The 20447-nt window shown below is 38.9% G+C and carries 23 protein-coding genes; 4 read left to right on the top strand and 19 right to left on the bottom strand.

Annotation, left to right across the window (positions count from 1 at the left end; translation table 11 throughout):
* Positions 1-304 precede the first annotated feature (304 nt).
* Entirely contained in the window at positions 305-400 is a 96-nt protein-coding gene (locus tag C1726_RS19660; RefSeq protein ID WP_102274697.1) for a YjcZ family sporulation protein, read from the top strand.
* 120 nt (positions 401-520) lie between these two features.
* Entirely contained in the window at positions 521-1069 is a 549-nt protein-coding gene (locus C1726_RS19655) for a DUF309 domain-containing protein (protein WP_102274696.1), read from the top strand.
* Here C1726_RS19655 and C1726_RS19650 read toward each other — a convergent pair whose 3' ends face one another.
* From C1726_RS19650 to C1726_RS19560, 19 genes are all read right to left on the bottom strand, one after another.
* The gene (locus C1726_RS19650; RefSeq protein ID WP_102274695.1) at positions 1070-1441 is read right to left on the bottom strand and encodes a GNAT family N-acetyltransferase; all 372 of its coding nucleotides are present in this window, start codon (positions 1439-1441) and stop codon (positions 1070-1072) included.
* Between the two features lie 465 nt (positions 1442-1906).
* Positions 1907-3226: a diaminopimelate decarboxylase gene (gene lysA, locus C1726_RS19645; RefSeq protein WP_102274694.1), complete on the bottom strand. Its 1320-nt coding sequence runs from the start codon at positions 3224-3226 to the stop codon at positions 1907-1909.
* A 148-nt stretch (positions 3227-3374) separates the two neighbouring features.
* Entirely contained in the window at positions 3375-4856 is a 1482-nt protein-coding gene (locus C1726_RS19640) for a spore germination protein (protein ID WP_102275868.1), read from the bottom strand.
* A 1-nt stretch (position 4857) separates the two neighbouring features.
* The gene (locus C1726_RS19635; RefSeq protein ID WP_102274693.1) at positions 4858-5436 is read right to left on the bottom strand and encodes a stage V sporulation protein AE; all 579 of its coding nucleotides are present in this window, start codon (positions 5434-5436) and stop codon (positions 4858-4860) included.
* 72 nt (positions 5437-5508) lie between these two features.
* Positions 5509-5907, bottom strand: coding sequence for a stage V sporulation protein AB (locus C1726_RS19630; RefSeq protein ID WP_102275867.1), 399 nt, complete (start codon positions 5905-5907; stop codon positions 5509-5511).
* A gap of 13 nt (positions 5908-5920) precedes the next feature.
* Positions 5921-6541: a stage V sporulation protein AA gene (locus C1726_RS19625; protein WP_102274692.1), complete on the bottom strand. Its 621-nt coding sequence runs from the start codon at positions 6539-6541 to the stop codon at positions 5921-5923.
* 329 nt (positions 6542-6870) lie between these two features.
* Positions 6871-7629 carry an RNA polymerase sporulation sigma factor SigF gene (gene sigF, locus C1726_RS19620; RefSeq protein ID WP_102274691.1) on the bottom strand — a complete coding sequence of 253 codons (759 nt, stop codon included), beginning with the start codon at positions 7627-7629 and terminating at the stop codon, positions 6871-6873.
* Between the two features lie 12 nt (positions 7630-7641).
* A complete protein-coding gene (spoIIAB, locus tag C1726_RS19615; protein ID WP_102274690.1) occupies positions 7642-8082 on the bottom strand; it encodes an anti-sigma F factor in 441 nt (146 codons plus the stop codon).
* A 3-nt stretch (positions 8083-8085) separates the two neighbouring features.
* Positions 8086-8436, bottom strand: coding sequence for an anti-sigma F factor antagonist (spoIIAA, locus tag C1726_RS19610; RefSeq protein ID WP_102274689.1), 351 nt, complete (start codon positions 8434-8436; stop codon positions 8086-8088).
* 477 nt (positions 8437-8913) lie between these two features.
* On the bottom strand, positions 8914-10083 hold the full coding sequence (locus tag C1726_RS19605; protein WP_142385102.1) for a D-alanyl-D-alanine carboxypeptidase family protein: 1170 nt from the start codon (positions 10081-10083) through the stop codon (positions 8914-8916).
* A 428-nt stretch (positions 10084-10511) separates the two neighbouring features.
* Complete coding sequence (locus tag C1726_RS19600; protein ID WP_102274688.1) at positions 10512-11816, bottom strand: pyrimidine-nucleoside phosphorylase; 1305 nt, start codon at positions 11814-11816, stop codon at positions 10512-10514.
* Positions 11817-11846: 30 nt separating this feature from the next.
* On the bottom strand, positions 11847-12671 hold the full coding sequence (locus tag C1726_RS19595; protein ID WP_102274687.1) for a purine-nucleoside phosphorylase: 825 nt from the start codon (positions 12669-12671) through the stop codon (positions 11847-11849).
* Positions 12672-12683: 12 nt separating this feature from the next.
* Positions 12684-13868 (bottom strand): phosphopentomutase, encoded by a 1185-nt coding sequence (deoB, locus tag C1726_RS19590; protein ID WP_102274686.1) that lies wholly within the window; start codon positions 13866-13868, stop codon positions 12684-12686.
* Between the two features lie 616 nt (positions 13869-14484).
* Positions 14485-15378, bottom strand: coding sequence for a site-specific tyrosine recombinase XerD (gene xerD / locus C1726_RS19585; protein ID WP_102274685.1), 894 nt, complete (start codon positions 15376-15378; stop codon positions 14485-14487).
* 8 nt (positions 15379-15386) lie between these two features.
* Positions 15387-15617 carry a YqzK family protein gene (locus tag C1726_RS19580; protein ID WP_102274684.1) on the bottom strand — a complete coding sequence of 77 codons (231 nt, stop codon included), beginning with the start codon at positions 15615-15617 and terminating at the stop codon, positions 15387-15389.
* A gap of 265 nt (positions 15618-15882) precedes the next feature.
* Positions 15883-16359, bottom strand: a complete 477-nt coding sequence (gene fur / locus C1726_RS19575) for a ferric iron uptake transcriptional regulator (protein ID WP_053476878.1) — start codon at positions 16357-16359, stop codon at positions 15883-15885.
* 212 nt (positions 16360-16571) lie between these two features.
* The gene (gene spoIIM / locus C1726_RS19570; protein ID WP_102274683.1) at positions 16572-17210 is read right to left on the bottom strand and encodes a stage II sporulation protein M; all 639 of its coding nucleotides are present in this window, start codon (positions 17208-17210) and stop codon (positions 16572-16574) included.
* Between the two features lie 102 nt (positions 17211-17312).
* Complete coding sequence (locus tag C1726_RS19565; protein ID WP_102274682.1) at positions 17313-18476, bottom strand: endonuclease Q family protein; 1164 nt, start codon at positions 18474-18476, stop codon at positions 17313-17315.
* Entirely contained in the window at positions 18477-19028 is a 552-nt protein-coding gene (locus C1726_RS19560) for an NUDIX hydrolase (protein WP_102274681.1), read from the bottom strand. It lies immediately after the preceding gene.
* A 77-nt stretch (positions 19029-19105) separates the two neighbouring features.
* On the opposite strand from C1726_RS19560, the gene mciZ reads away from it, so the two are divergent.
* Both mciZ and C1726_RS19550 read left to right on the top strand, forming a co-directional pair.
* Positions 19106-19246 carry a Z-ring formation inhibitor MciZ gene (gene mciZ / locus C1726_RS19555; RefSeq protein WP_102274680.1) on the top strand — a complete coding sequence of 47 codons (141 nt, stop codon included), beginning with the start codon at positions 19106-19108 and terminating at the stop codon, positions 19244-19246.
* Positions 19247-19511: 265 nt separating this feature from the next.
* A complete protein-coding gene (locus C1726_RS19550; RefSeq protein ID WP_102274679.1) occupies positions 19512-20426 on the top strand; it encodes an aldo/keto reductase in 915 nt (304 codons plus the stop codon).
* Positions 20427-20447: the final 21 nt, after the last annotated feature.

Raw genomic sequence — 20447 nt, 5'->3', positions numbered from 1 at the left:
CTACTATAGTATAAATTATAAAAGTGAGTGTTCCAATAGAAAAATATTAGAAATGCGACTGCGCCTTGTTCATCGCCGTACAAACTGGAGCGCTCTTCCTTTCGGTAAAGTGAACACGGTGAGCGAAAGCGAACCGATGCTGACGCAATCGTTGCGGAGGAAGACCCGAAGTTTGATAGGCGCTGAAGCTAGACAACTCTCTGACTAAAAACATATAAATTATTCCTTCATTCGCCCATACAATTTGATGTTTGCCTACATAAAATGATCTTGAAACAAAAAAAGGAAACGGGAGGTATGATGTATGTCTAAAGGAAACAATGGGTGCGGCGGAACAGGGTTTGCTTTACTTGTCGTCTTGTTCATCCTGCTGATTATTGTAGGGGCTGCTTGGTGCTAAGATAATATGGATATCTAACCCGGTTATTGCCGGGTTTTTTTATTGGCTTTAAAACTGCTGCTGGATTTTTTGACGAGTATTCTGTGATATGATAAACATATATTTATAGGGGGTGAAGAGGTGTATCCTGAAGCGTATATCGAATACCTTATACATTTTCATGGAGATCGAGATTATTTCGAATGCCATGAAATCTTAGAAGAATATTGGAAAGAGGTAGATCCAAACAACAAGCAGTCTATCTGGGTAGGTCTGATCCTCCTTGCGGTATCTAATTATCATCACCGGCGTGAAAATTTTCTAGGTGCCAAAAAGACTATGACTAAAGCAATTTCCATCCTAAAAAACGAAAAAAATCGGCTTCTTCATTTAGGAATTGATGCTGAAAAATTAATTAACGACCTCCTAGCAAGACAAAAGGCACTTTCTTTAGGAAATCCCTATACTAGCTATACAATACCAATAATAGATTCGATATTAATTTCTAACTGCAAATCAGGCTGCATAGAACGTGGGTTCACATGGGATTCAGTTAGTGATTTGCATAATAAGAGATTAGTTCATCGCCATTCCACTAGAGACCGAAGCAATGTCATTCAAGAGCGGCTAGATGCATTAAATAAGAACACACGGTTCATTCAACCGCAAACAGAAAAAGGCAGTGAATGATTATTCACTGCCTTTTTCTGTTTGAGCTGTTATATCACACCTGCTCAAGAATGATTCGGTATTTTCATTCGCTATGATTTTTTTGTCTGGGAATTGTTCGTGTAATGCTTTGACCATTGATTTTCCAATCCCTTGCTGTCTATGAGAAGGATTGACAGAGATATGCTGGATCTTAGCAGAATCTTCATTCATTAGAACACCCATTAATCCAATAATATCTTCCCCTGCTTTCCATAAAAATAGCTGCAGGTTCTCCTCACTCTCATATTGTTTCATCGTTTGCTGAAGTTTCTTGAGATCTTTTTCATTTGGCATAAAAGATAACAAACCCATAGCAATCTTTTCGAATGTTTTTTTATATCGAATTAACATTTTTATCCCTCATTAGATTTTAGCATTCCATCCTATTTTCCCCAAAAAATTAGTATTTCAAACTGTAATAATAATATATGTACACAGCACTAGTTTGTACACTAATGGCTGATCTTTTAGCATCTGCTTATTCTATAAAATTTTTTCTGGGCTCTACTTAGAAGGAACGATAAAAAACCAATAATAAAGTCCCCATGCTAAACTCATCACTATTAATAAAAGAAATAGAATCCAATTGCTTTTTTTCATAAGACCTCCTGTACCAAACTCCTATACGTTTTCACACATTCAAGGATTAGTTCTATTCTACACGAAACCTTTCTATTTTTCCATTCTACTCTAGTAATTAATATGATTAAATGCGAAAAAGCCTGCAGGAAGCGTGTTTAATCAATGACATGAATGTCATGTCCCCTCATCCTGCAAGCTTTTTTACAATATTCACGAACAAATGAAATGCAGATGTTAATTATTAATCTTTTCTTTGATTGATAAGTCCATCCGGATTAGATCTTCATACGTTTCTCTTCTTACTACGAGCTTTGCTTCCCCATTTTCAACAAAGATAACCGGCGGTCTTGGAATCCGATTATAATTATTCGCCATCGCATATCCATATGCCCCAGTGCAAAAAACAGCTAGCAAATCATTATGATCCGCCTTTGGAAGAGGGATATCCCAAATGAGCATATCACCAGACTCACAGCATTTTCCAGCAACAGAGACAGTTTCCTCAGCTTCCTCTAGTGCTTTATTTGCTAAAATAGCTTCATATTTTGCTTGATAAAGAGCTGGTCTTATATTGTCGCTCATCCCGCCATCAACAGCAATATATTTGCGAATATCGGGAACTTCCTTACTGGAGCCAATCTTGTATAAAGTTGTACCAGCATCCCCAACAAGAGAACGACCTGGTTCAATCCATATTTCAGGCATATTCATTGCAAAATGATCTGCCTGTCTTTGCACTTCCTCTATAATTTCTTCCACATATTGACCTGCTGGAAGAGGATGATCCTCATTCGTATAGCGAATACCAAAACCTCCGCCTAAGTTTAGCACCTTTGATTCAAAAGCGTATGACTCTTTCCATTCGTTTAGTTTCTCAAATATTTTCTTGGCTGCTACGATAAAGCCAGCGGTCTCAAATATTTGTGAACCGATATGGCAATGCAAGCCAAGCAGTTCAATTTTCGAGGATTTCAAAACATTCTTCATAGCTTTTTCTGCTTGTCCATTTTGCAGATCGAAACCAAATTTAGAATCTGCCTGCCCAGTTGTAATATACTCATGTGTATGTGCTTCAACTCCAGGTGTTACTCTTAACAGAATTTTCGCGTTCACTTCCATCGCTTCACAAATGGATTGAATGATCTCTAATTCATAAAAATTATCAACAACAATGCAGCCAACACCATGCTTAAGAGCCATTTCCAGCTCTTCTTTACTTTTGTTATTTCCATGAAAATGAATTCTTTCAGGTGGAAATTCTGCCGCTAACGCTGTATATAATTCTCCTCCAGAAACAACATCAAGAGAAAGCCCCTCTTCGTCTGCAAGCTGCACCATCGCAATCGTCGAAAAGGCTTTGCTCGCGTACGCAACTTGAGCGGTTACTCCTAATTTTTCAAACGTTTGCTTAAAGCCTCTTGCTCTTTCTCTAATTAAAGAAACATCGTAAATATATAAAGGTGTGCCAAATTGTTCGGCTAGCTCTACAGTGTCTAGTCCGCCTATCTCCAAATGCCCCTTATCATTTACTTTCGATGTACCGTTTAAATACATAGATCTACCTCTTTCCTCTAGGCGAAATTAATTAGAAAATAGACAGTATCTTTATTAGAAACTGTCTATTTTCTGCTTTTTGTCGTATTTTGTTTATTAATTTTATGAAATTTTAACACAATTCAGTGAAGTCCGCAATAAGCAGACATCATTTTGAGGTATTGTTTTTTGGAGGCTGCTTATAACGGTTTGTCGTATGAACAATACTTGGACGTATACTCGAACCTGGTACAGATGCACGAATTAATATTCTCCATAATGCTTTCGGATGAAACGGAATAAACGGCCATAAATACGGTGTATTCAACGGCTTCATATTCGCAAGGAATAGAATAAATATCGTAATCCCAACGACAAACCCCGGGGTATGAAATATTGCAACCAAAACTAATAATAAGAGCCGGAATAGCTTGTTTGCAATACTTAATTCATAGCTTGGTGTCGTATAAGTTCCAATCGCAGCAAGTGACACATACAAAATAACCTCTGGAACAAATAAACCAACATCAATGGCAATTTGTCCGATTAAGACAGCTGCAATTAAGCCCATAGCTGTTGATAGCGGAGTTGGTGTATGAATGGCCGCAATCCGCAGCAGCTCAATCCCTATTTCCGCAAGAAATAATTGAATAATCACAGGAATATTTGTTTCTTCGTTCGGTCCAATGAATGCTATACTTTCGGGTAATAAAGACGGCTCCAGTACAAACAAAAACCAAAGCGGCAGCAAAAACAAGGATGAAGCTACCCCTAGAAAACGAATCCATCTTACAAACGTACCTACTGCGGGCGATTGCCGATACTCTTCCGCATGCTGCAAATGATGAAAGTATGTTGTTGGTGAAATCATCACGCTTGGTGAGGTATCGACAAATATTAATACATGCCCTTCAAGCAAATGAGTTGCCGCAACATCCGCTCGCTCTGTATATCGTACAAGCGGAAAAGGATTAAATCCTTGTTTTAATAAAAATTCCTCAATTGTTTTGTCAGCCATTGTAATTCCATCAATTTGTATGGCAGCAATTTCTTTTCGGATTACATCAATTAAATCAGGATTGGCAATATCTTTAATATAGCCTATTGCCACATCCGTTTTTGATCTTTCACCAACCCTCATAATTTCAAAACGAAGTCTTTCATCACGAATCCTTCTTCTTGTTAAGGCAGTATTTATGATAATATTTTCTACGTACCCATCCCTTGACCCCCGTACTACCTTTTCCGTGTCCGGCTCCATCGGAGTTCTTCCCGGATAGCTGCGTACATCAACGACTAAGCCATGGGTAACCCCTTCCATCACAACGACAATCAGCCCTGAAAGCACTTGATCCACAAGTTCATCCATCGTTTTTATTTGAGCCACAGATTGATGAACTAGCCTGTTTTCAACTATTTTACTTATATTTGCTGATAATTTCTCGTTATCATTGATTGCTACAAGCTCTTCAACAATTTCGATAATAAATTGTGTATCAGTTAGCCCATTTACAAAATAAAAATGAACGTCTTTTCTGAGGACTTTTAGTTTCCTGACACCTAAATCAAAGCTGTCTCCCAGCCCAATTCTTTTTTTCATATACTCTTCTATTTCTTCTACTGAATCAGGAATGGGCAACTTATTTTCCATCTTATTGTCTGCCACGATAACCGCTCCTTTCCAATACGAGTTCTACGGCTTTTTTCGTAATTGGCGAGCCAATTTCATAATGGTCTTTTTTCGCCATTTTTCCGATATCACCAATTCCGACTTTGATCGGAACATCTATTTCATCCAGACAATAGACCGTATCACCATAAAGTCTTCCTTTTTCCATTTCTTGAAGACCATATTTATCAACTCCATTAGGGGTTAATTCTCCATCACGATCGATGCAAACATCTACTTTCGTCCATTCGGCTTGCCTTGTTTTTGCTGCAACCGCAATGATTCCGAGTACATTGATTTCTTTATGGGCTGCTACATACTTTAAGGCGCGTTCCCCCGCTCCTTCACCAACAAAACCGCTATCATCAAACATGACAAACACTGGGTCATGCGGTGCTTTTTTTATTAGCTTAACAATGAGGGAGCCGTCTAAAGTGGTAGGATTTCCGTGGGATAAGGAGATACATCTGCCCCCGACTTCCTTTGCTATGTGCTCAATTGATTTTCTAGCATAGTCATCTCCATCTGTAATTAAAATTACGTGCCTCCGATGATCCTCCATGTTCTATTATCCTTTCGTCATAGACTTGCTTATAGAAGGATGATACAGATATGTTAATCCGCTATTTTTTTCCTACTTATCGACAAAATATATCCATTGAAAGAGTGATCCTAAAATCTTTCCAAATACGATGGCCATTAATAAAAAAACTATTTGCCCATCAATCCCTATTCGTTTCGCAAGAATAGGAAGAACATTTAGCACTTCCGTCAAGGCTGCCGCAATCATACCTACGAATATTCCGGAAGCTAAACCGATTGGTACTAACAAATAAGATGTTAAGTGAAAGATTGGATCCCATAGTGTACTCATTCCACCAATAACAGCACCCATAACAACAGCCCATTCATAAAAACGGATCATTTTCATTGTTTTTGTCAGCTGCATAAGTCTAGGGATTACCCCTAATACAGACAAAAAAGCTACGAACCCTGAGCCTACTGCTAACCCTCCAGCAAGACCAACAAACATGACTAAGACGACATTACCGCTCGTCAATATTTTTCATACTTTCTTTGTTTTCGTTCATTGCCACATAATTGTCCAGATCTAGCTGATAATTAAACATTTCTACTTCTAGCGGGCTCGGTTCTTCATTAAGACGCTTCTTAAAAAGGTGATTAAAAAAAAGAATCATTCCTAGACCAAGGCCTATGGAATATGGAATCTGAAAGATTAAAGGTTTATCATCCAGTTCTCCAGTTATAATCGTGTAAATTCGCTGCTGAACAGCCTGCATGCTAACATCCTCATGAAAATTCATAATCGTAAGTGCTGCACCAATAAACAATAAAAGCCATATTAAAGTAAAAAGCGGCAAGGATACTTTCTTTTTTTCAGATACCACTTCAACGATTACTTGGGACGGACCTTGTGTTTGGATTTCCATGTTCGGCAGCATTTCTGTTATTAAACGGATAACCATCATGACATCAATGATAATTATATTGCGGTCTTGTTCAGTTACTTCATAAACCTTCAAATGACTCAACTGTTCAAAAAGCTTTTCTTCGACAATTAATTGAGCAATATCCTTGAGCAAAATTTCTTCGCGGGCTCGTACTTGTATGCGGTGTCGCAATCGAATATAAACCGTTCGTTCCATTTCGTTCACTTCCCACACAGTTATTTCCTTGTATCACTAGTATGAGTTACATATATTTACTTCATGATGACCAATAATTGGGTATTGAACATATGGACCAACTTCAAATATATTTGGCTTTTTGCAAAAATAACGCTGGCGTTTGCAAATATATTGTTTTTTCGCAAAATTATCGGAGACATTTGCAAATATATTGTTTCTTTTGCAAAAACATCAGAAGAATTTGCAAATAAAGCTATGAGGTTCGCAAATTTATTGGGGATTTTGCAGGTATATCAGGAGTTTAGCTTATTATATCGGAAAGTTTCGCAAAAAAAAGACCGAATGGATCATAAATCCATTCGGTCTTTCATTTGCTGGAGGATCTTTTTTTCAAGCCTAGATACTTGAACTTGTGAGATGCCAAGCCTTACAGCTACTTCAGATTGTGTTTGATCTTTATAATAGCGCAAATAGACGATTAATCTTTCCCTATCATCCAATTCATTAATTGCTTCTTTGAGTGCAATCTTGTCAAACCATTTTCCTTCATTTCCATCATCGATTTGATCAAGCAATGTGATCGGGTCTCCATCATTTTCGTAAACCGTTTCATGAATGGACGATGGGGTCCGGCTAGCTTCTTGGGCAAGGATGATATCCTCAGGAGGGATATCAAGGAAATTAGAAAGCTCTGACACAGTCGGGATTCTGCCAAGCGATTTAGACAATTCATCCTTGGCTTTGCGAATTTTATTTCCCATCTCTTTTAAAGAACGGCTGACTTTGACTGTCCCATCATCACGTATAAATCGCTGAATTTCCCCAATGATCATTGGAACCGCATACGTTGAAAACTTCACATCAAACGTTAGGTCAAATTTATCGACTGACTTCAATAATCCAATACAACCGATTTGAAAGAGATCATCCGGTTCATATCCACGGTTTAAAAAACGTTGAACAACCGACCAAACAAGACGCATATTCTTTTGGACAATTAGATCCCTTGAATCCTGATCTCCAGCCTGGCTTTTTTGGATTAGCTCCTTGACTTCATGATCCTTCAAAAAAGTTTGGCTCTTTTCTGCTTTAACCTCCACATCCATAGCAAGACTCCCTTAATTGCATAGCATTTTACTATTTGATAAATGCTTTCTTAATCGGATCTCTGTGCCTTTCCCCGGTTGCGATTGAATTTCGATTTCATCCATGAAATTTTCCATAATTGTAAAACCCATACCTGATCTTTCAAGTTCAGGCTTTGTTGTAAAGAGCGGCTGACGAGCTTCGTCAACATTCATTATTCCTAATCCCTCATCTCGGATGGACATATCGATGAAGCCATCCTCAATGGTCACAGAAATATACACAAGTCCGTTTGGATCTTGTTCATACCCATGAATGATTGAATTTGTGACTGCCTCAGATACAACTGTTTTAATCTCCGTTAACTCATCCATCGTTGGGTCGAGCTGACTAATGAATGCTGCGACAGTTACACGGGCAAAAGATTCATTTTGGCTTAATGCACTGAATTTTATTTGCATTTCATTTTTCATTGTTCATGCAACCCCCAGTCTCTGCAAAGCAAACTCTTCTGTCGGCTCTAAACGGATAATTTTAAATAAGCCCGACATATCAAATAATCTTTGAACTGCTGGAGAAATTGCACAAACAACCATTTCACCGTGCTGCTGTTTTATTTGTTTATATCTGCCTAAAATGACACCTAAACCTGAACTATCCATAAAGGAAAGCTGTTCAAGATTTAAGACGATATGATGGATATCATATTCCTCAATTGCGTGAGACGCCTGTCTCCGAAGCTCATCTGCAGAATGGTGATCTAATTCCCCGCTTAAACGAATACATAAGACATCTTTTTTCACTTCTAAATTAATGGTAAGACTCACTATCATAGCCTCCTTATCTGGGACCCGTTTGTCTATTAATAATAAACATAACAAAACAGGTTCGGTATGACCGTCATTTTACATGACATAAATTGGCCTTTATAGTGAGTCAAATTCGATATGCGGTCACGCATTTCCTTCCGAAAGACAAAACTAGTGGCATTTCGCTAAAACTAGAATGTATAATCGTCTATTCGACAAATAAGAAAAGCGGAAGGCGCCCGCTTATCGGCGACAAGCACAAGACGAGCCGGCATGGAGGTTGTTCTTTAACCTCCTTGTCGGATTGGCTTGTGACCTCGAGCCGATGGCGCCTGCAGCTGGACATAGAAAAGCGGAAGGCGCCCGCTTATCGGCGACAAGCACAAGACGAGCCGGCATGGAGGTTGTTCTTTAACCTTCTTGTCGGATTGGCTTGTGACCTCGAGGGGGTAGGCGCCTGCAGCTGGACATAGAAAGCGGAAGCGCCTTTAGCTATTATTGCCCTGCTTTTGTAAACATGCCCATTGAACGCTTATACAATGTCCACCAGCTTGCTTCCTTGCTATTTTCTTTTGCAACAAGCGGTGTCTCAACGATTGTTTTTCCATCTTGCGCCAGTTTTAATGTTCCTACTTTATCCCCTTTATTTACTGGGGCTTTCACATTTTTATCTAATTCAATAGATTGCTTGATATTTTCAATGCCTTCTCCTTTTTTCGTTAAAAGGGATATAGGTTCACTTGTCATTGCCTCAACCCTTTTCTTTTCTCCCTTACTAATAGCAACTTTCCCAAGTGCCACATTTCGTTTATACAGCGGGTGTGTCTCATATTGGCTGAAAGCGTAATCAAGCATCTTTGTTACTTGTGCATTTCTCTCCTTTGAGGTTGGTGCCCCGAATACAACCGCTATTACACGCATGCCATTCTTTTCAGCCGTTGCTGTCAGGCAATATTTTGCTTCATTTGTGAATCCAGTTTTCAATCCATCCACACCTGGATAAAATTTAACTAGTCGATTTGTATTTACTAGCCAGAATTTTTTATCTGTATTTTCACGCAGATAAGACTCATAAGTGCCGGTAAATTTCGTTATTCCTTCGTATTTTAGGAGTTCCTTAGCCATCATGGACATATCGTGAGCAGTACTATAATCACCATGACCAGGCAAACCAGTTGCAGTTTTAAATTCAGTATTTTTCAGCCCAAGTTCTTTAGCTTTTTTGTTCATAAGCTTTACAAACTCTTCTTCAGAGCCAGCAAGCCTCTCTGCCATCGCAACAGACGCATCATTCCCAGAACCGATGGCAATTCCTTCTAGCATTTGCTCAGTGGTCATTTCCTCTCCTGGCTCAAGGAAGATTTGTGAGCCTCCCATTGAGGCAGCATATTCACTTGTGCGAATTTTTTCATCCATCGACAGCCTGCCCTCATCCAATGCCTCCATAATTAATAGCATTGTCATTACTTTCGTCATGCTTGCAGGAGGGAGCTGTTCATTGCTGTTCTTTTCGTATAAAATGGCACCTGTATCTCGTTCAATTAAGATCGCGGACTTTACATTTTTCGCTAAATCTAGTCCATCATTTTCTTTTGCAAATGCCGCAGGTACAAAGAGTGCTGTCAATAGAAAAGACATAACTATTAAAGAGACAAATCGTTTCATCACACAAACCTCCATTCTTTATAGCCTCCATCATTTCCATTTGCGGCAAATTTATACAATTTTCCCTTCCTAAAAATTTTAAATTTTGTACTGCGAAAATAGAAAAGCAGAAGCGCCTTCAGAACAATCAAAGTGCCGATTGTTCCTGCGAAGATGCCCTTGGAAGCTTTCCTTAATGCTCACCCTCAACAAGCACAAGACGAGCCTCACAGAAAGGTGTTCATTCCCTTTTGCAGCAGGATTGGCTTGGGAAATCGAGGTCGGCAATAACGCGACGTCCTCCTAATAGCTTCACTTTTAGTCGTGCGATGTGCCGCTGTCGAAGCTTTCCTTGTCCTGTCGCATTGTCGACACTAGTACCTCGAGGGTAGGCTGATTGCGCTAGGCAATAAAAAATGTCAGGGTAGATTTCCCCTGACATTTTTTACTTATTCGGTAATTTCACCATGTATTAATGTTGGTGCAGCAACTTTTTCCTTAGATAATGTTATATTTGCATAAAGCTTTAATTTTACTTCATCAATTTCTTCAAAATTGCTGTAAATCGTCACAAGTGACTCCCCTTTTTTCACTTGATCACCGATTTTTTTTCGAAGCATCAGACCAACTGCGAGGTCAATAACAGATTCTTTCGTAGCTCTTCCAGCTCCAAGAAGCATAGCTGCTGTTCCAATTTCATCAGCAACTATTTCGGAAACGTAACCATCTTCCTTTGCTTCTAATTCAAATGTAAATTTCGCCTGTGGAAGCTTTGATGGATCATCAACGACAGACGCATCTCCGCCTTGTGAGCTTAGGAACGTTTTAAATGTTTCTAAAGCCGTTCCATCTTTCATAACTCCTTCAAGCATTTCACGTGCTTCTTTTAAGCTGTCTGCCTTTTTAGCAAGAAAAACCATATGGCTTCCTAATGTTAAGCAAAGCTCTGTTAGATCTTCCGGTCCTTCTCCTTTAAGCGTATCAATCGCCTCTTTTACTTCAAGGGCATTTCCAATCGCAAACCCAAGCGGCTGACTCATGTCAGAAATAACTGCCATTGTGTTTCTTCCGACATTATTTCCAATACGGACCATTGCCTTTGCAAGTTCATTCGAATCATCAAGTGTTTTCATAAATGCACCTGCACCTGTCTTAACATCGAGCACAATCGCATCGGCTCCTGCGGCAATTTTCTTGCTCATAATGGAGCTTGCAATTAATGGGATGCTATCAACGGTTGCCGTGACATCACGAAGAGCATAAAGCTTTTTATCTGCAGGTGTTAAATTTCCGCTTTGTCCAATAACAGCAATCTTATTTTTGTTCACAAGATTAATAAATTCTTCATTTTCAATTTCTACATGGAAGCCTCCAACGGATTCAAGCTTGTCAATTGTTCCTCCTGTATGGCCAAGCCCTCTTCCAGACATTTTTGCAACTGGAACACCAACGGCTGCAACTAATGGTCCTAATACTAGTGTAGTTGTGTCTCCAACCCCGCCAGTCGAGTGCTTATCGACTTTGATTCCTTCAATCTTGGATAGATCGATATTATCGCCAGATTCAACCATCGCCATTGTTAAATCTGCTCTTTCTTGTTCTGTCATTCCTTGAAAGAAAATCGCCATCATTAATGCACTTACTTGATAATCAGGAATGGAGCCGTCTGTATATCCTTCAATGAAAAATTTGATTTCATCCGTCGATAATTCTTTTCCATCTCTTTTATTTTCAATAATATCAACCATTCTCATAATAAATCACCGTTCGCTTTCGTCTATTTCCTACTTTGTACCAAGCTCTTGTACTAACGCTTTTACATAGCTAAGAAAATCAGCTTTTACTTTTTCCGTTGTTTCAATGACTTCTTCATGATTTAACGGCTGATCTAAAATCCCAGCAGCCATATTCGAAATACAGGAAATTCCCAGTACTCTCATGCCTGCATGTCTCGCGACAATGACTTCAGGTACAGTGGACATGCCAACTGCATCTCCGCCTAACTGGCGAAGCATGCGTATTTCAGCTGGTGTTTCGTATGTTGGACCCGTATTGCCGACATAGACACCTTCTTGAATGTTTAAGCCTAATTTCGCTGCTATTCCTTTTGCCAGCTGCCGCAGTTCAGAAGAGTAAGCTTCAGACATATCTGGGAAACGAACACCAAGACGAGAATCATTTGGACCAATTAGCGGATTGCTTCCCATATTATTAATATGATCGCTGATAAGCATTAAATCGCCTGGTGAAAAGCTTTCATTCACTCCTCCGGCTGCATTTGTTACAATTAATTGTTCGATTCCAAGCTCTTTCATTACACGAACCGGGAATGTTACCTTTTCAAATGAATAGCCCTCATAATAGTGAAAACGCCCTTGCATGGCAACAACATGAATGCCATTAAGCAGACCGAAAACTAACTGACCCGCGTGGCCTTCAACAGTTGAAACCGGAAAATCTGGAATTTCATTATATGGAATTTTCACAGGGTTTTCGATTTCATCTGCTAAAACACCGAGACCAGACCCAAGGATTAAACCAATTTGCGGTGTCTCCTCATATTTTCCTTTTAAGAAGTTTGCTGCTTTTTCAATTTTTTCGAATGACATAACCATTTCCTCCTATTTCAATTCCTGTAAAAAACTCTTTCCATAAGCAGGCATTTTAACGTGAAAGTTTTCTGCAACTGTTGCACCAATGTCTGCAAATGTTTCCCGAATCGTAAGCTCTTTGCCATTTTCATTATTTTTTGTATATACAAGAAGCGGTACGTATTCTCTTGTATGGTCTGTTCCATGATGAATCGGGTCATTCCCATGGTCAGCAGTAATTATGAGCAAATCTCCATCTTGCATCTTTTCAAACACTTCCGGCAAACGTGCGTCATATTCTTCAAGCGCTTTTCCGTAGCCTTCAGGATCCCTGCGGTGACCATATAATGCATCAAAATCTACTAAATTCAAAAAGCTTAGACCGGTAAAGTCCATATCAAATGATTGCAGTAATTTATCCATCCCATCCATATTTGAAACAGTTCGAAGAGACTTTGTAACGCCTTCACCATCAAAGATATCGGAAATTTTTCCGATGGCTATAACATCAAGCCCCGCATCCTTCATTTCTGACATTACTGTACGATCAAAAGGCTTTAAGGCATAATCATGACGATTAGATGTTCGCTGAAAGTCTCCCGGCTCGCCTATAAATGGTCTAGCGATTACACGCCCAACCATATATTTCTCGTCCAGTGTAAGTTCTCTAGCGATCTGACAAATTTTATATTGTTCATCTAATGGGATAACTTCTTCATGCGCTGCAATTTGAAGAACGGAATCAGCCGATGTATAGACAATAAGTGCACCGGTCTTCATATGTTCTTCCCCAAGTTCGACGAGAATTTCCGTTCCGCTGGCAGGTTTATTGCCAATTACCTTTCTGCCAGTGCGTGACTCTAGCTCAGCAATTAATTCTTGCGGAAAGCCTTCAGGGAAAACTTGAAAAGGTGTTTGAATATTTAGCCCCATAATCTCCCAATGACCAGTCATCGTATCTTTTCCATTTGATGCTTCCTTCATTTTCGTGTAGAAAGCGAGCGGGTTCTTTGCCTTTTCAATACCTTTAATTTCACGAATATTGCTAAGTCCAAGCTTACCCATGTTCGGCATCTTTAAGCCGTTCATTTTTTCGGCAATATGACCAAGCGTATCGGCTCCCTTGTCCCCGAATATTTCGGCATCCGGTGCTTCACCGATTCCAACTGAATCCATTACAACGACGAAAACTCTTTTATATGCATGTGAAGTCATTTAAACTCCTCCTTTTAAAGTGAATAAAAATTTATAACTTTAGAGTTAGAGAATTGTCTAGCTTCGACCGGCTAGGGGCTCGAGGACATAAGCCAAATCGTCAAGAAGGCTAAAGAGCAGCCTTCCTGCCGATTCGTCTTATGCTTGTCGCCCCTGGGCAAGCCGCCTCCGCTTTTCTGTTTGTCTAGCTCCGGCGTCTACCCCCTCGAGGTCATAAGCCCAACTGGCTAAAGGTTAAAGAACAACCTTCCAACCAGTTCGTCTTATGCTTGTCGGGGTGAACGAGCCGTCTGCGCTTTTCTTACTGAATACGGTTACATTTGTAAATATAAATTAGGTTACCCTTTATAAACACCTTTATCACATTTTTTCCATTTCTATATGTCGGAAGTCTGACATCTATATTTTACCTAATATCTTTAACAAATGAAAGAAAAAGCTGCCATTTTTCATGGCAACTTTGAATTTAGAGAACTGTCTAGCTACAGCGCCTCCCCCCCCGACGTACAGGACCTACTAGGGTCGACAATGCAACTGGACAAGGAAAGCTTCGACAGCGGCACATCGCAGGAACAATCTGAACTTTGATTGTTCCGAAGGCGCTTCCGCTTTTTCGTTATGCTCGAGGATGATATTGACTATATACATCTTTCAATCTAGTTTTAGTTACATGTGTATAAATTTGTGTTGTTGATATATCTGCATGACCAAGCATTTCTTGTACTGCACGTAAATCAGCCCCATTCTCAAGAAGATGGGTTGCAAAAGAATGCCTGAGCGTATGCGGAGTTAATTCCTTTTCAATGCCTGCTTCAGCAGCAAGCCGTTTGAGAATTTTCCAGAAGCCTTGTCTAGATAGCCCACGGCCATGATGATTTAAAAAGATGGATTCATCTTTTTGTTTCTTTGAAACAAAGTGGCTTCTTCCTTCTTGAAGATACTGTTCAAGTGCCCGAGCAGCTGTTTTTCCAATTGGAATGATTCGTTCTTTATTGCCCTTGCCAAAGCAACGGACAAACCCCATTGTCAAATGGACATCTCCAATCTTCAAACCGATTAATTCGCTAACCCTGATTCCAGTTGCATATAATAATTCAAGCATCGCTTTATCACGAAGTCCATAATGATCATGAGCCTTCGGTGAATCTAACAATGTTTCCACCTCTTGCATATTTAATACCTTTGGCAGTGATCGTTCATGCTGAGGGGATTCAATATGTACAGAGGGGTCTTGGTCTACAGCTTTCTCCCTTAAAAGAAATTGATGAAAGGCTCTAATAGAAGCAATATGCCTTGCCAAAGTTTTAGATGATTTCCCCTGTTCTTTCAAGTTCTTCAGAAAATGAATGATTTGAACGCGCTGGACATCATTCATTGCCGATATTGCTTCAACTTTCTTCAAATACTTTATATAGCTTTTCAGATCTCTCTCGTAAGAAACGATTGTATTTTTCGCCAGCCCTTTTTCCACTATTAAATAATGTATGAAATCTTTCAGATTGTCCTCCATTGATGGCCCTACTCTCCATTTAAATAGAAAAGAATTAACCGATCAAACCAGCTTGATGAACCTTCAGCATTTCCGCTAGTGGTTACCTTTACAGCAGTGCCCTCTGGTTCATCATAGCGGTGATAATCTTGATATTCTTCGTTTAACCACATAATACCATAATAAAAAAGGATTGTGCATCCTGTGAAAAGCACGAACACTTTGAACGTTTGAAAAGCAATTTTTAGCCAGGATTTCATTATACTTGTCCCCCACCATATCATTGATAGTAAAAGATATGCCATTTTGGACAAGAAATATACCTATGAATATGTTTGGTTTATAAAATAAAGGTCTTGTAAAATTATACTGTTGGTGCATTATACCGCCTGTGATACACCTCCTCATTACGTTATTCATACGAATAAAACTCATTCTTGCTTATATCACAGGCTACTTATTAACAATAAACATGAACATTGCCAAAATAAAAAACCTTTTCCACTTACAGAAAAGGTTTTTTTGCTATTGTTGTTCCACTTTTTCAGTTTCTTCACTATTTGCTTTATCATGGCACCGATAACAAATGCCATGAAACGTCAGACGGTGGTCTTTTATTTTAAAATTCCATCTTCGTTCAACGACCTCTTCGACATCCTCTAATAAATCTTCCTGGATCTCATCCACTGCTCCACATTCAATGCATACTAAATGATGATGGAAATGTGCTGCTCCTTCTTGGCGAAGGTCATAGCGTGAAACCCCATCACCAAAGTTGATTTTATCGACAATTTTCAATTCCGTTAATAGTTCAAGTGTTCTATATACAGTTGCCAAGCCTATCTCAGGCGATTTTTCTTTTACAAGGAGGTAGACATCTTCCGCACTTAAATGATCCTCTTCATTCTCCAACAATACGCGAACGGTTGCTTCACGCTGAGGCGTTAATTTATAGCTTGACGAATGCAACTGTTTCTTTATTCTATCAATTCTACTTTCCATCCGAAGTTCCTCCCTCGCCACTAACATTCTCATTATAACAGATTATGGGATAGATTCAAAATAAAATTATTACAATTAAGGGTTGATATTCAATATTATATAATAATTATTATCAAAAGAGAAGAATACTTATTCGTTATTTAATGGCAAAAGGCGAATAAACTTTTCGTTTATTCGCCCATTATATATAAGATAGAACTATTTTCACAAGTCTAGAATGAATTGATTAGCGATTTCATTAATAATGGTGAGAGCAGCGCCTCAATTCCTGCCGCTGCACATAAAAATAAAATTGCTACAACAAAAGCAAACATATACTTTCCTAACATCGGCATGATTGGCTGGCCTACCTTTTTCATAAATTGTCTGCTTATCATTTTTAATGAAAACGCAACTGAGATTGTTGAAGCGATTATAAATACAGGAATGATAATTAAATTTTGTGGCAAAACCGTAACGAATGATAGCAAAAATCCATCCCAGCCCATTTGGTTTACTAAGAAACCGACAGTAAATCCAACGACCATCCCCTTCATAAACAAGAGAATTAGGATGACAGGAAGACCAATAATAGATATTCCTAATATCCACATTAACCCGATAAATTTCGTGTTATGGAAAAAGCTTTGCTTGAATAAATCATTTGCATCAGCTACATTCCCGTCCGATACTTGTCCAAAAAATTGAGAGAGGTAGTAAAATAAATCCTCTTTTTGTGTAAAGCTCAAACTATTCACAATAATTGCTCCAAAAATGACACCCATTAAAAATAAGACAACCACAAATAAATAAATTGAGGAATGCTCACGAAAATGATTTGCGACGACGTTCTGGTACATTTTTTTTCTCATTGCGATCCTCCTGCTAAATTTCTGTTATTAAATTGTATGCTCGTCCTTGCTTTGTATGACACAAAAAAAGATCTAGTTCTTATTAGGAACTAGACCCTTTTTTTAATCTGCAATTTTCCCGTATTTCCCTCCGCCGCCGGCAGATAAACTTAATTTTCCTTCACGTGCTTTGATGATCATTTCTGCTGTTTTTGCTGGAATGATCTGTTCTAATTTTTCCAAAGGAACTTCATGTAAGATTGCCATTTCCGTTCCAAAATGATCAAGAAGTTTTTCAAGCATTTTCGGGCCGAGACCTGGAATGAATTCAAGCGGCACTTGATGAATATATGGCGGTCGATTATCAGGTGACATGCTCGCTGTTTTCAGTTCAGTAATCCGATCTGCGACCCCTTTTATAAACTTGGAACTGCCGCAATTGCTGCATTCTCCCTTTTCTGGATCAAATGGGGCAAAGCACTGAGAGCACACGGTCTGATGATACTTTCCAAGGAGAGGATCAAGCCCATAATTAGCTTTGACTTTGCGTCCGCCTATTTCATGCAATGCTTTTTCCAGTTCATTAAAAGTTGGAGCTTCCATATGTAAAACATGGTATTCTCTAGCAATTTTCTTTAAAGAATGTGCATCAGAATTCGTTACAAACGAGTAGTCATGCAATTCTTTTATTTGATCTGCCATCGCAGTGTCAGCACTTAAGCCTAGCTCAATCCCATCTATCAGGTCCTTATCAAACACTTCTGTTAATGACTTTTGAACGCCTTTTCCGAACAGGCTTTTAAAGGGGGTAAAAACATGGGCTGGAATAAATAATCCCCCTAGCTCTTTTACTTTTAATTGAAGCTCCCTGCCTGATACATAAATTCTTTGGGAGCTGAGTGTGATATTTTTCAAATGATTAGACAGCCACATCGAAAATTCCCGCATGATGGAAAGTGCAGGAAAGTAAGCAAGAACATGAATCGGACCGTGACAATTCTCATCATATATTTCCAGCTCAGAACCTGGAATAATCGTTAAATCCCCATACTGTAAACCGCCATCCTGATGCTCAGTCACATCCCCTGTTTCCATTAGATTTGCGATTTCCAAAATCACCTCAGGCGAATGGCAATCAATAATCCCAATGATGTTCAGCCCTTTTTCATTTCTGGCATGTTCTATAATATTCGTAAAGGTTAGGGATTTAGCTCCAGTTATTTTTACCGGTTTTCCAGATCGTGTTCTTCCGATATGAATATGCAAATCAGAATAATAATTCTTCATTTACTTCTTCAACGCCTTTTGTAATTGCAATAATTGAACGGCATAAGCTGTTTTTGCATCATAAATTTTCTGTTCTTTCAGGTAAGTTTCTGCTTCTTCTAATGTGATTTCCATCAAATTGACAAATTCGTCCTCATCAAGGGATGCAGCATTTTCCTTCTTCGAAAGCCCTTTTGCTATGTATAGATGGACAATTTCATCGGCAAACCCTGGAGATGTATAGAAGGAAATAAGCCACTCCATTTCCTTGCAGCCATAACCTGTTTCCTCTTCCAATTCTCTTTTAGCACAGGCTACTGGATCTTCTCCATGCTCAAGCTTTCCAGCAGGTATTTCGATAATTGTCTTTTCTAATGCCTTACGGTACTGCTCGACCATGATAATTTTATCATCGTCTGTTAATGCCAAAATTGCTACCGCACCTGGATGCTTTATGATTTCACGCTTTGAGGTGTTTCCGTTAGGCAATTCTACATCTTCCACTTGAAGGCTAATTACCTTCCCGGTAAAAATCTTCTCTGTATGCAACGTCTTTTCTTCTAGGCGACTCATTATTTGCGGCCACTCCTGTTCTATTCCGATTATGTTTTCTCATACATATTATCATACTTTAATTGGGGGAGCAGGCTATGAAAATATACGTACATGAGAAAGGCGTCACACTCGTCGGAAAAGCATGGGAAATACGGGCTAAATTGAAAGAATACAGCAAGGATTATTATTTGTTAAAGGATTGGGTTTATTCTTGTTCGAATGGTCAAAAAAAATAAGTAGAATAAGATCCCTTATTCCTTTATTTTTGCAAAAAAGTGACTTATTTTTGCAATTATTCCTTTTTATTTGCAACTTCTCTAATAATTTTTGCAAAAAAATAATCTTTTTTGCAATCATTTCTTTTTTTTGCAATTTCTCCAATATACTTGCGAAAAATTGATTATTTTTGCGAAGTCCCACTTTTATTTGCGTATTCACTATCATTGCAGTTTGCTTCATTTGTTTTATACAATAGAAAGAAAAGAAAAATGAGGATGGCCGATGAAAAAAAGACAAGTGGGAAAATCAGATTTATATGTCAGTGAACTTGGTCTAGGCTGCATGTCCCTTGGAACTGAACCGAAAAAGGCACAGGAAATCATTGAAGCTGCTTTAGAAGAAGGAATTAATTATTTTGATACAGCTGATCTTTATGATTTTGGCGAAAATGAGCGAATCATCGGGCAAGTATTAAAGCCTGTAAGGGACAAAGTAATTATCGCCACGAAAGTTGGAAACCGCTGGAATGAAAATAAAGATGGCTGGAGCTGGGATCCTTCGAAACAGTATATAAAAGAAGCTGTTAAAAATAGCTTAACAAGACTCGGTACAGATTATATTGATTTATACCAGCTTCATGGCGGAACGATGGAAGATCCGATTGATGAAACCATTGAAGCGTTCGAAGAGTTGAAAGCAGAAGGCATTATCCGCTATTATGGCATTTCATCAATCCGGCCAAATGTGATACGCGAATATGCGAAAAAATCAAGCATTGTGTCTGTGATGATGCAATATAGTATGCTTGATCGCCGTCCAGAGGAAGAGGCACTCCCGCTTCTTCAGGATTATAACATCAGTGCTGTAACTAGAGGGCCGCTGGCAAAGGGGCTATTAAGCAATAAGATGCTTGATAAAGCATCAGAAAAAGGGTTCATAAATTACAGTTATGAAGAGTTAAGCAATATCCTCCCGCAATTAAAAGAAAAGCTTGCCGATTCCCGAACAATGACAGAAATCGCTCTTCAGTTTAATTTAGCCCAACCTGCCGTTTCTTCTGTAGTGGCAGGGGCAAGTAAAGTAGAGCAGATAAAAGAAAATGCAAAAGCCGTTCAGGCCAATCCGCTTTCTAAAGCTGAACTTTCACTTATTCACTCAATTACTAAAGCGAGCCAATACGAGCAGCATCGGCTATAAAATGAAAGGACGCTTGGGCTA

The sequence above is a fragment of the Cytobacillus massiliigabonensis genome, assembly GCF_900199725.1.
GTDB classification, from domain to species: domain Bacteria; phylum Bacillota; class Bacilli; order Bacillales; family Cytobacillaceae; genus Cytobacillus; species Cytobacillus massiliigabonensis.
Note: the sequence above shows the minus strand (reverse complement) of the source record. Positions and strands in the feature narration are given on the sequence as shown.

Bases quoted from the DNA above. Each gene is read 5' to 3' on its own strand.
- C1726_RS19660 (WP_102274697.1), top strand. From the start codon at position 305: ATGTCTAAAGGAAACAATGGGTGCGGCGGAACAGGGTTTGCTTTACTT.
- C1726_RS19650 (WP_102274695.1), bottom strand. From the start codon at position 1,441: ATGTTAATTCGATATAAAAAAACATTCGAAAAGATTGCTATGGGTTTG.
- lysA (WP_102274694.1), bottom strand. From the start codon at position 3,226: ATGTATTTAAACGGTACATCGAAAGTAAATGATAAGGGGCATTTGGAG.
- C1726_RS19640 (WP_102275868.1), bottom strand. From the start codon at position 4,856: ATGGAAAATAAGTTGCCCATTCCTGATTCAGTAGAAGAAATAGAAGAG.
- C1726_RS19635 (WP_102274693.1), bottom strand. From the start codon at position 5,436: ATGGAGGATCATCGGAGGCACGTAATTTTAATTACAGATGGAGATGAC.
- C1726_RS19630 (WP_102275867.1), bottom strand. From the start codon at position 5,907: ATGTTTGTTGGTCTTGCTGGAGGGTTAGCAGTAGGCTCAGGGTTCGTA.
- C1726_RS19625 (WP_102274692.1), bottom strand. From the start codon at position 6,541: ATGGAACGAACGGTTTATATTCGATTGCGACACCGCATACAAGTACGA.
- sigF (WP_102274691.1), bottom strand. From the start codon at position 7,629: ATGGATGTGGAGGTTAAAGCAGAAAAGAGCCAAACTTTTTTGAAGGAT.
- spoIIAB (WP_102274690.1), bottom strand. From the start codon at position 8,082: ATGAAAAATGAAATGCAAATAAAATTCAGTGCATTAAGCCAAAATGAA.
- C1726_RS19605 (WP_142385102.1), bottom strand. From the start codon at position 10,083: ATGAAACGATTTGTCTCTTTAATAGTTATGTCTTTTCTATTGACAGCA.
- C1726_RS19600 (WP_102274688.1), bottom strand. From the start codon at position 11,816: ATGAGAATGGTTGATATTATTGAAAATAAAAGAGATGGAAAAGAATTA.
- C1726_RS19595 (WP_102274687.1), bottom strand. From the start codon at position 12,671: ATGTCATTCGAAAAAATTGAAAAAGCAGCAAACTTCTTAAAAGGAAAA.
- deoB (WP_102274686.1), bottom strand. From the start codon at position 13,868: ATGACTTCACATGCATATAAAAGAGTTTTCGTCGTTGTAATGGATTCA.
- xerD (WP_102274685.1), bottom strand. From the start codon at position 15,378: ATGGAGGACAATCTGAAAGATTTCATACATTATTTAATAGTGGAAAAA.
- C1726_RS19580 (WP_102274684.1), bottom strand. From the start codon at position 15,617: ATGAAATCCTGGCTAAAAATTGCTTTTCAAACGTTCAAAGTGTTCGTG.
- fur (WP_053476878.1), bottom strand. From the start codon at position 16,359: ATGGAAAGTAGAATTGATAGAATAAAGAAACAGTTGCATTCGTCAAGC.
- spoIIM (WP_102274683.1), bottom strand. From the start codon at position 17,210: ATGAGAAAAAAAATGTACCAGAACGTCGTCGCAAATCATTTTCGTGAG.
- C1726_RS19565 (WP_102274682.1), bottom strand. From the start codon at position 18,476: ATGAAGAATTATTATTCTGATTTGCATATTCATATCGGAAGAACACGA.
- C1726_RS19560 (WP_102274681.1), bottom strand. From the start codon at position 19,028: ATGAGTCGCCTAGAAGAAAAGACGTTGCATACAGAGAAGATTTTTACC.
- mciZ (WP_102274680.1), top strand. From the start codon at position 19,106: ATGAAAATATACGTACATGAGAAAGGCGTCACACTCGTCGGAAAAGCA.
- C1726_RS19550 (WP_102274679.1), top strand. From the start codon at position 19,512: ATGAAAAAAAGACAAGTGGGAAAATCAGATTTATATGTCAGTGAACTT.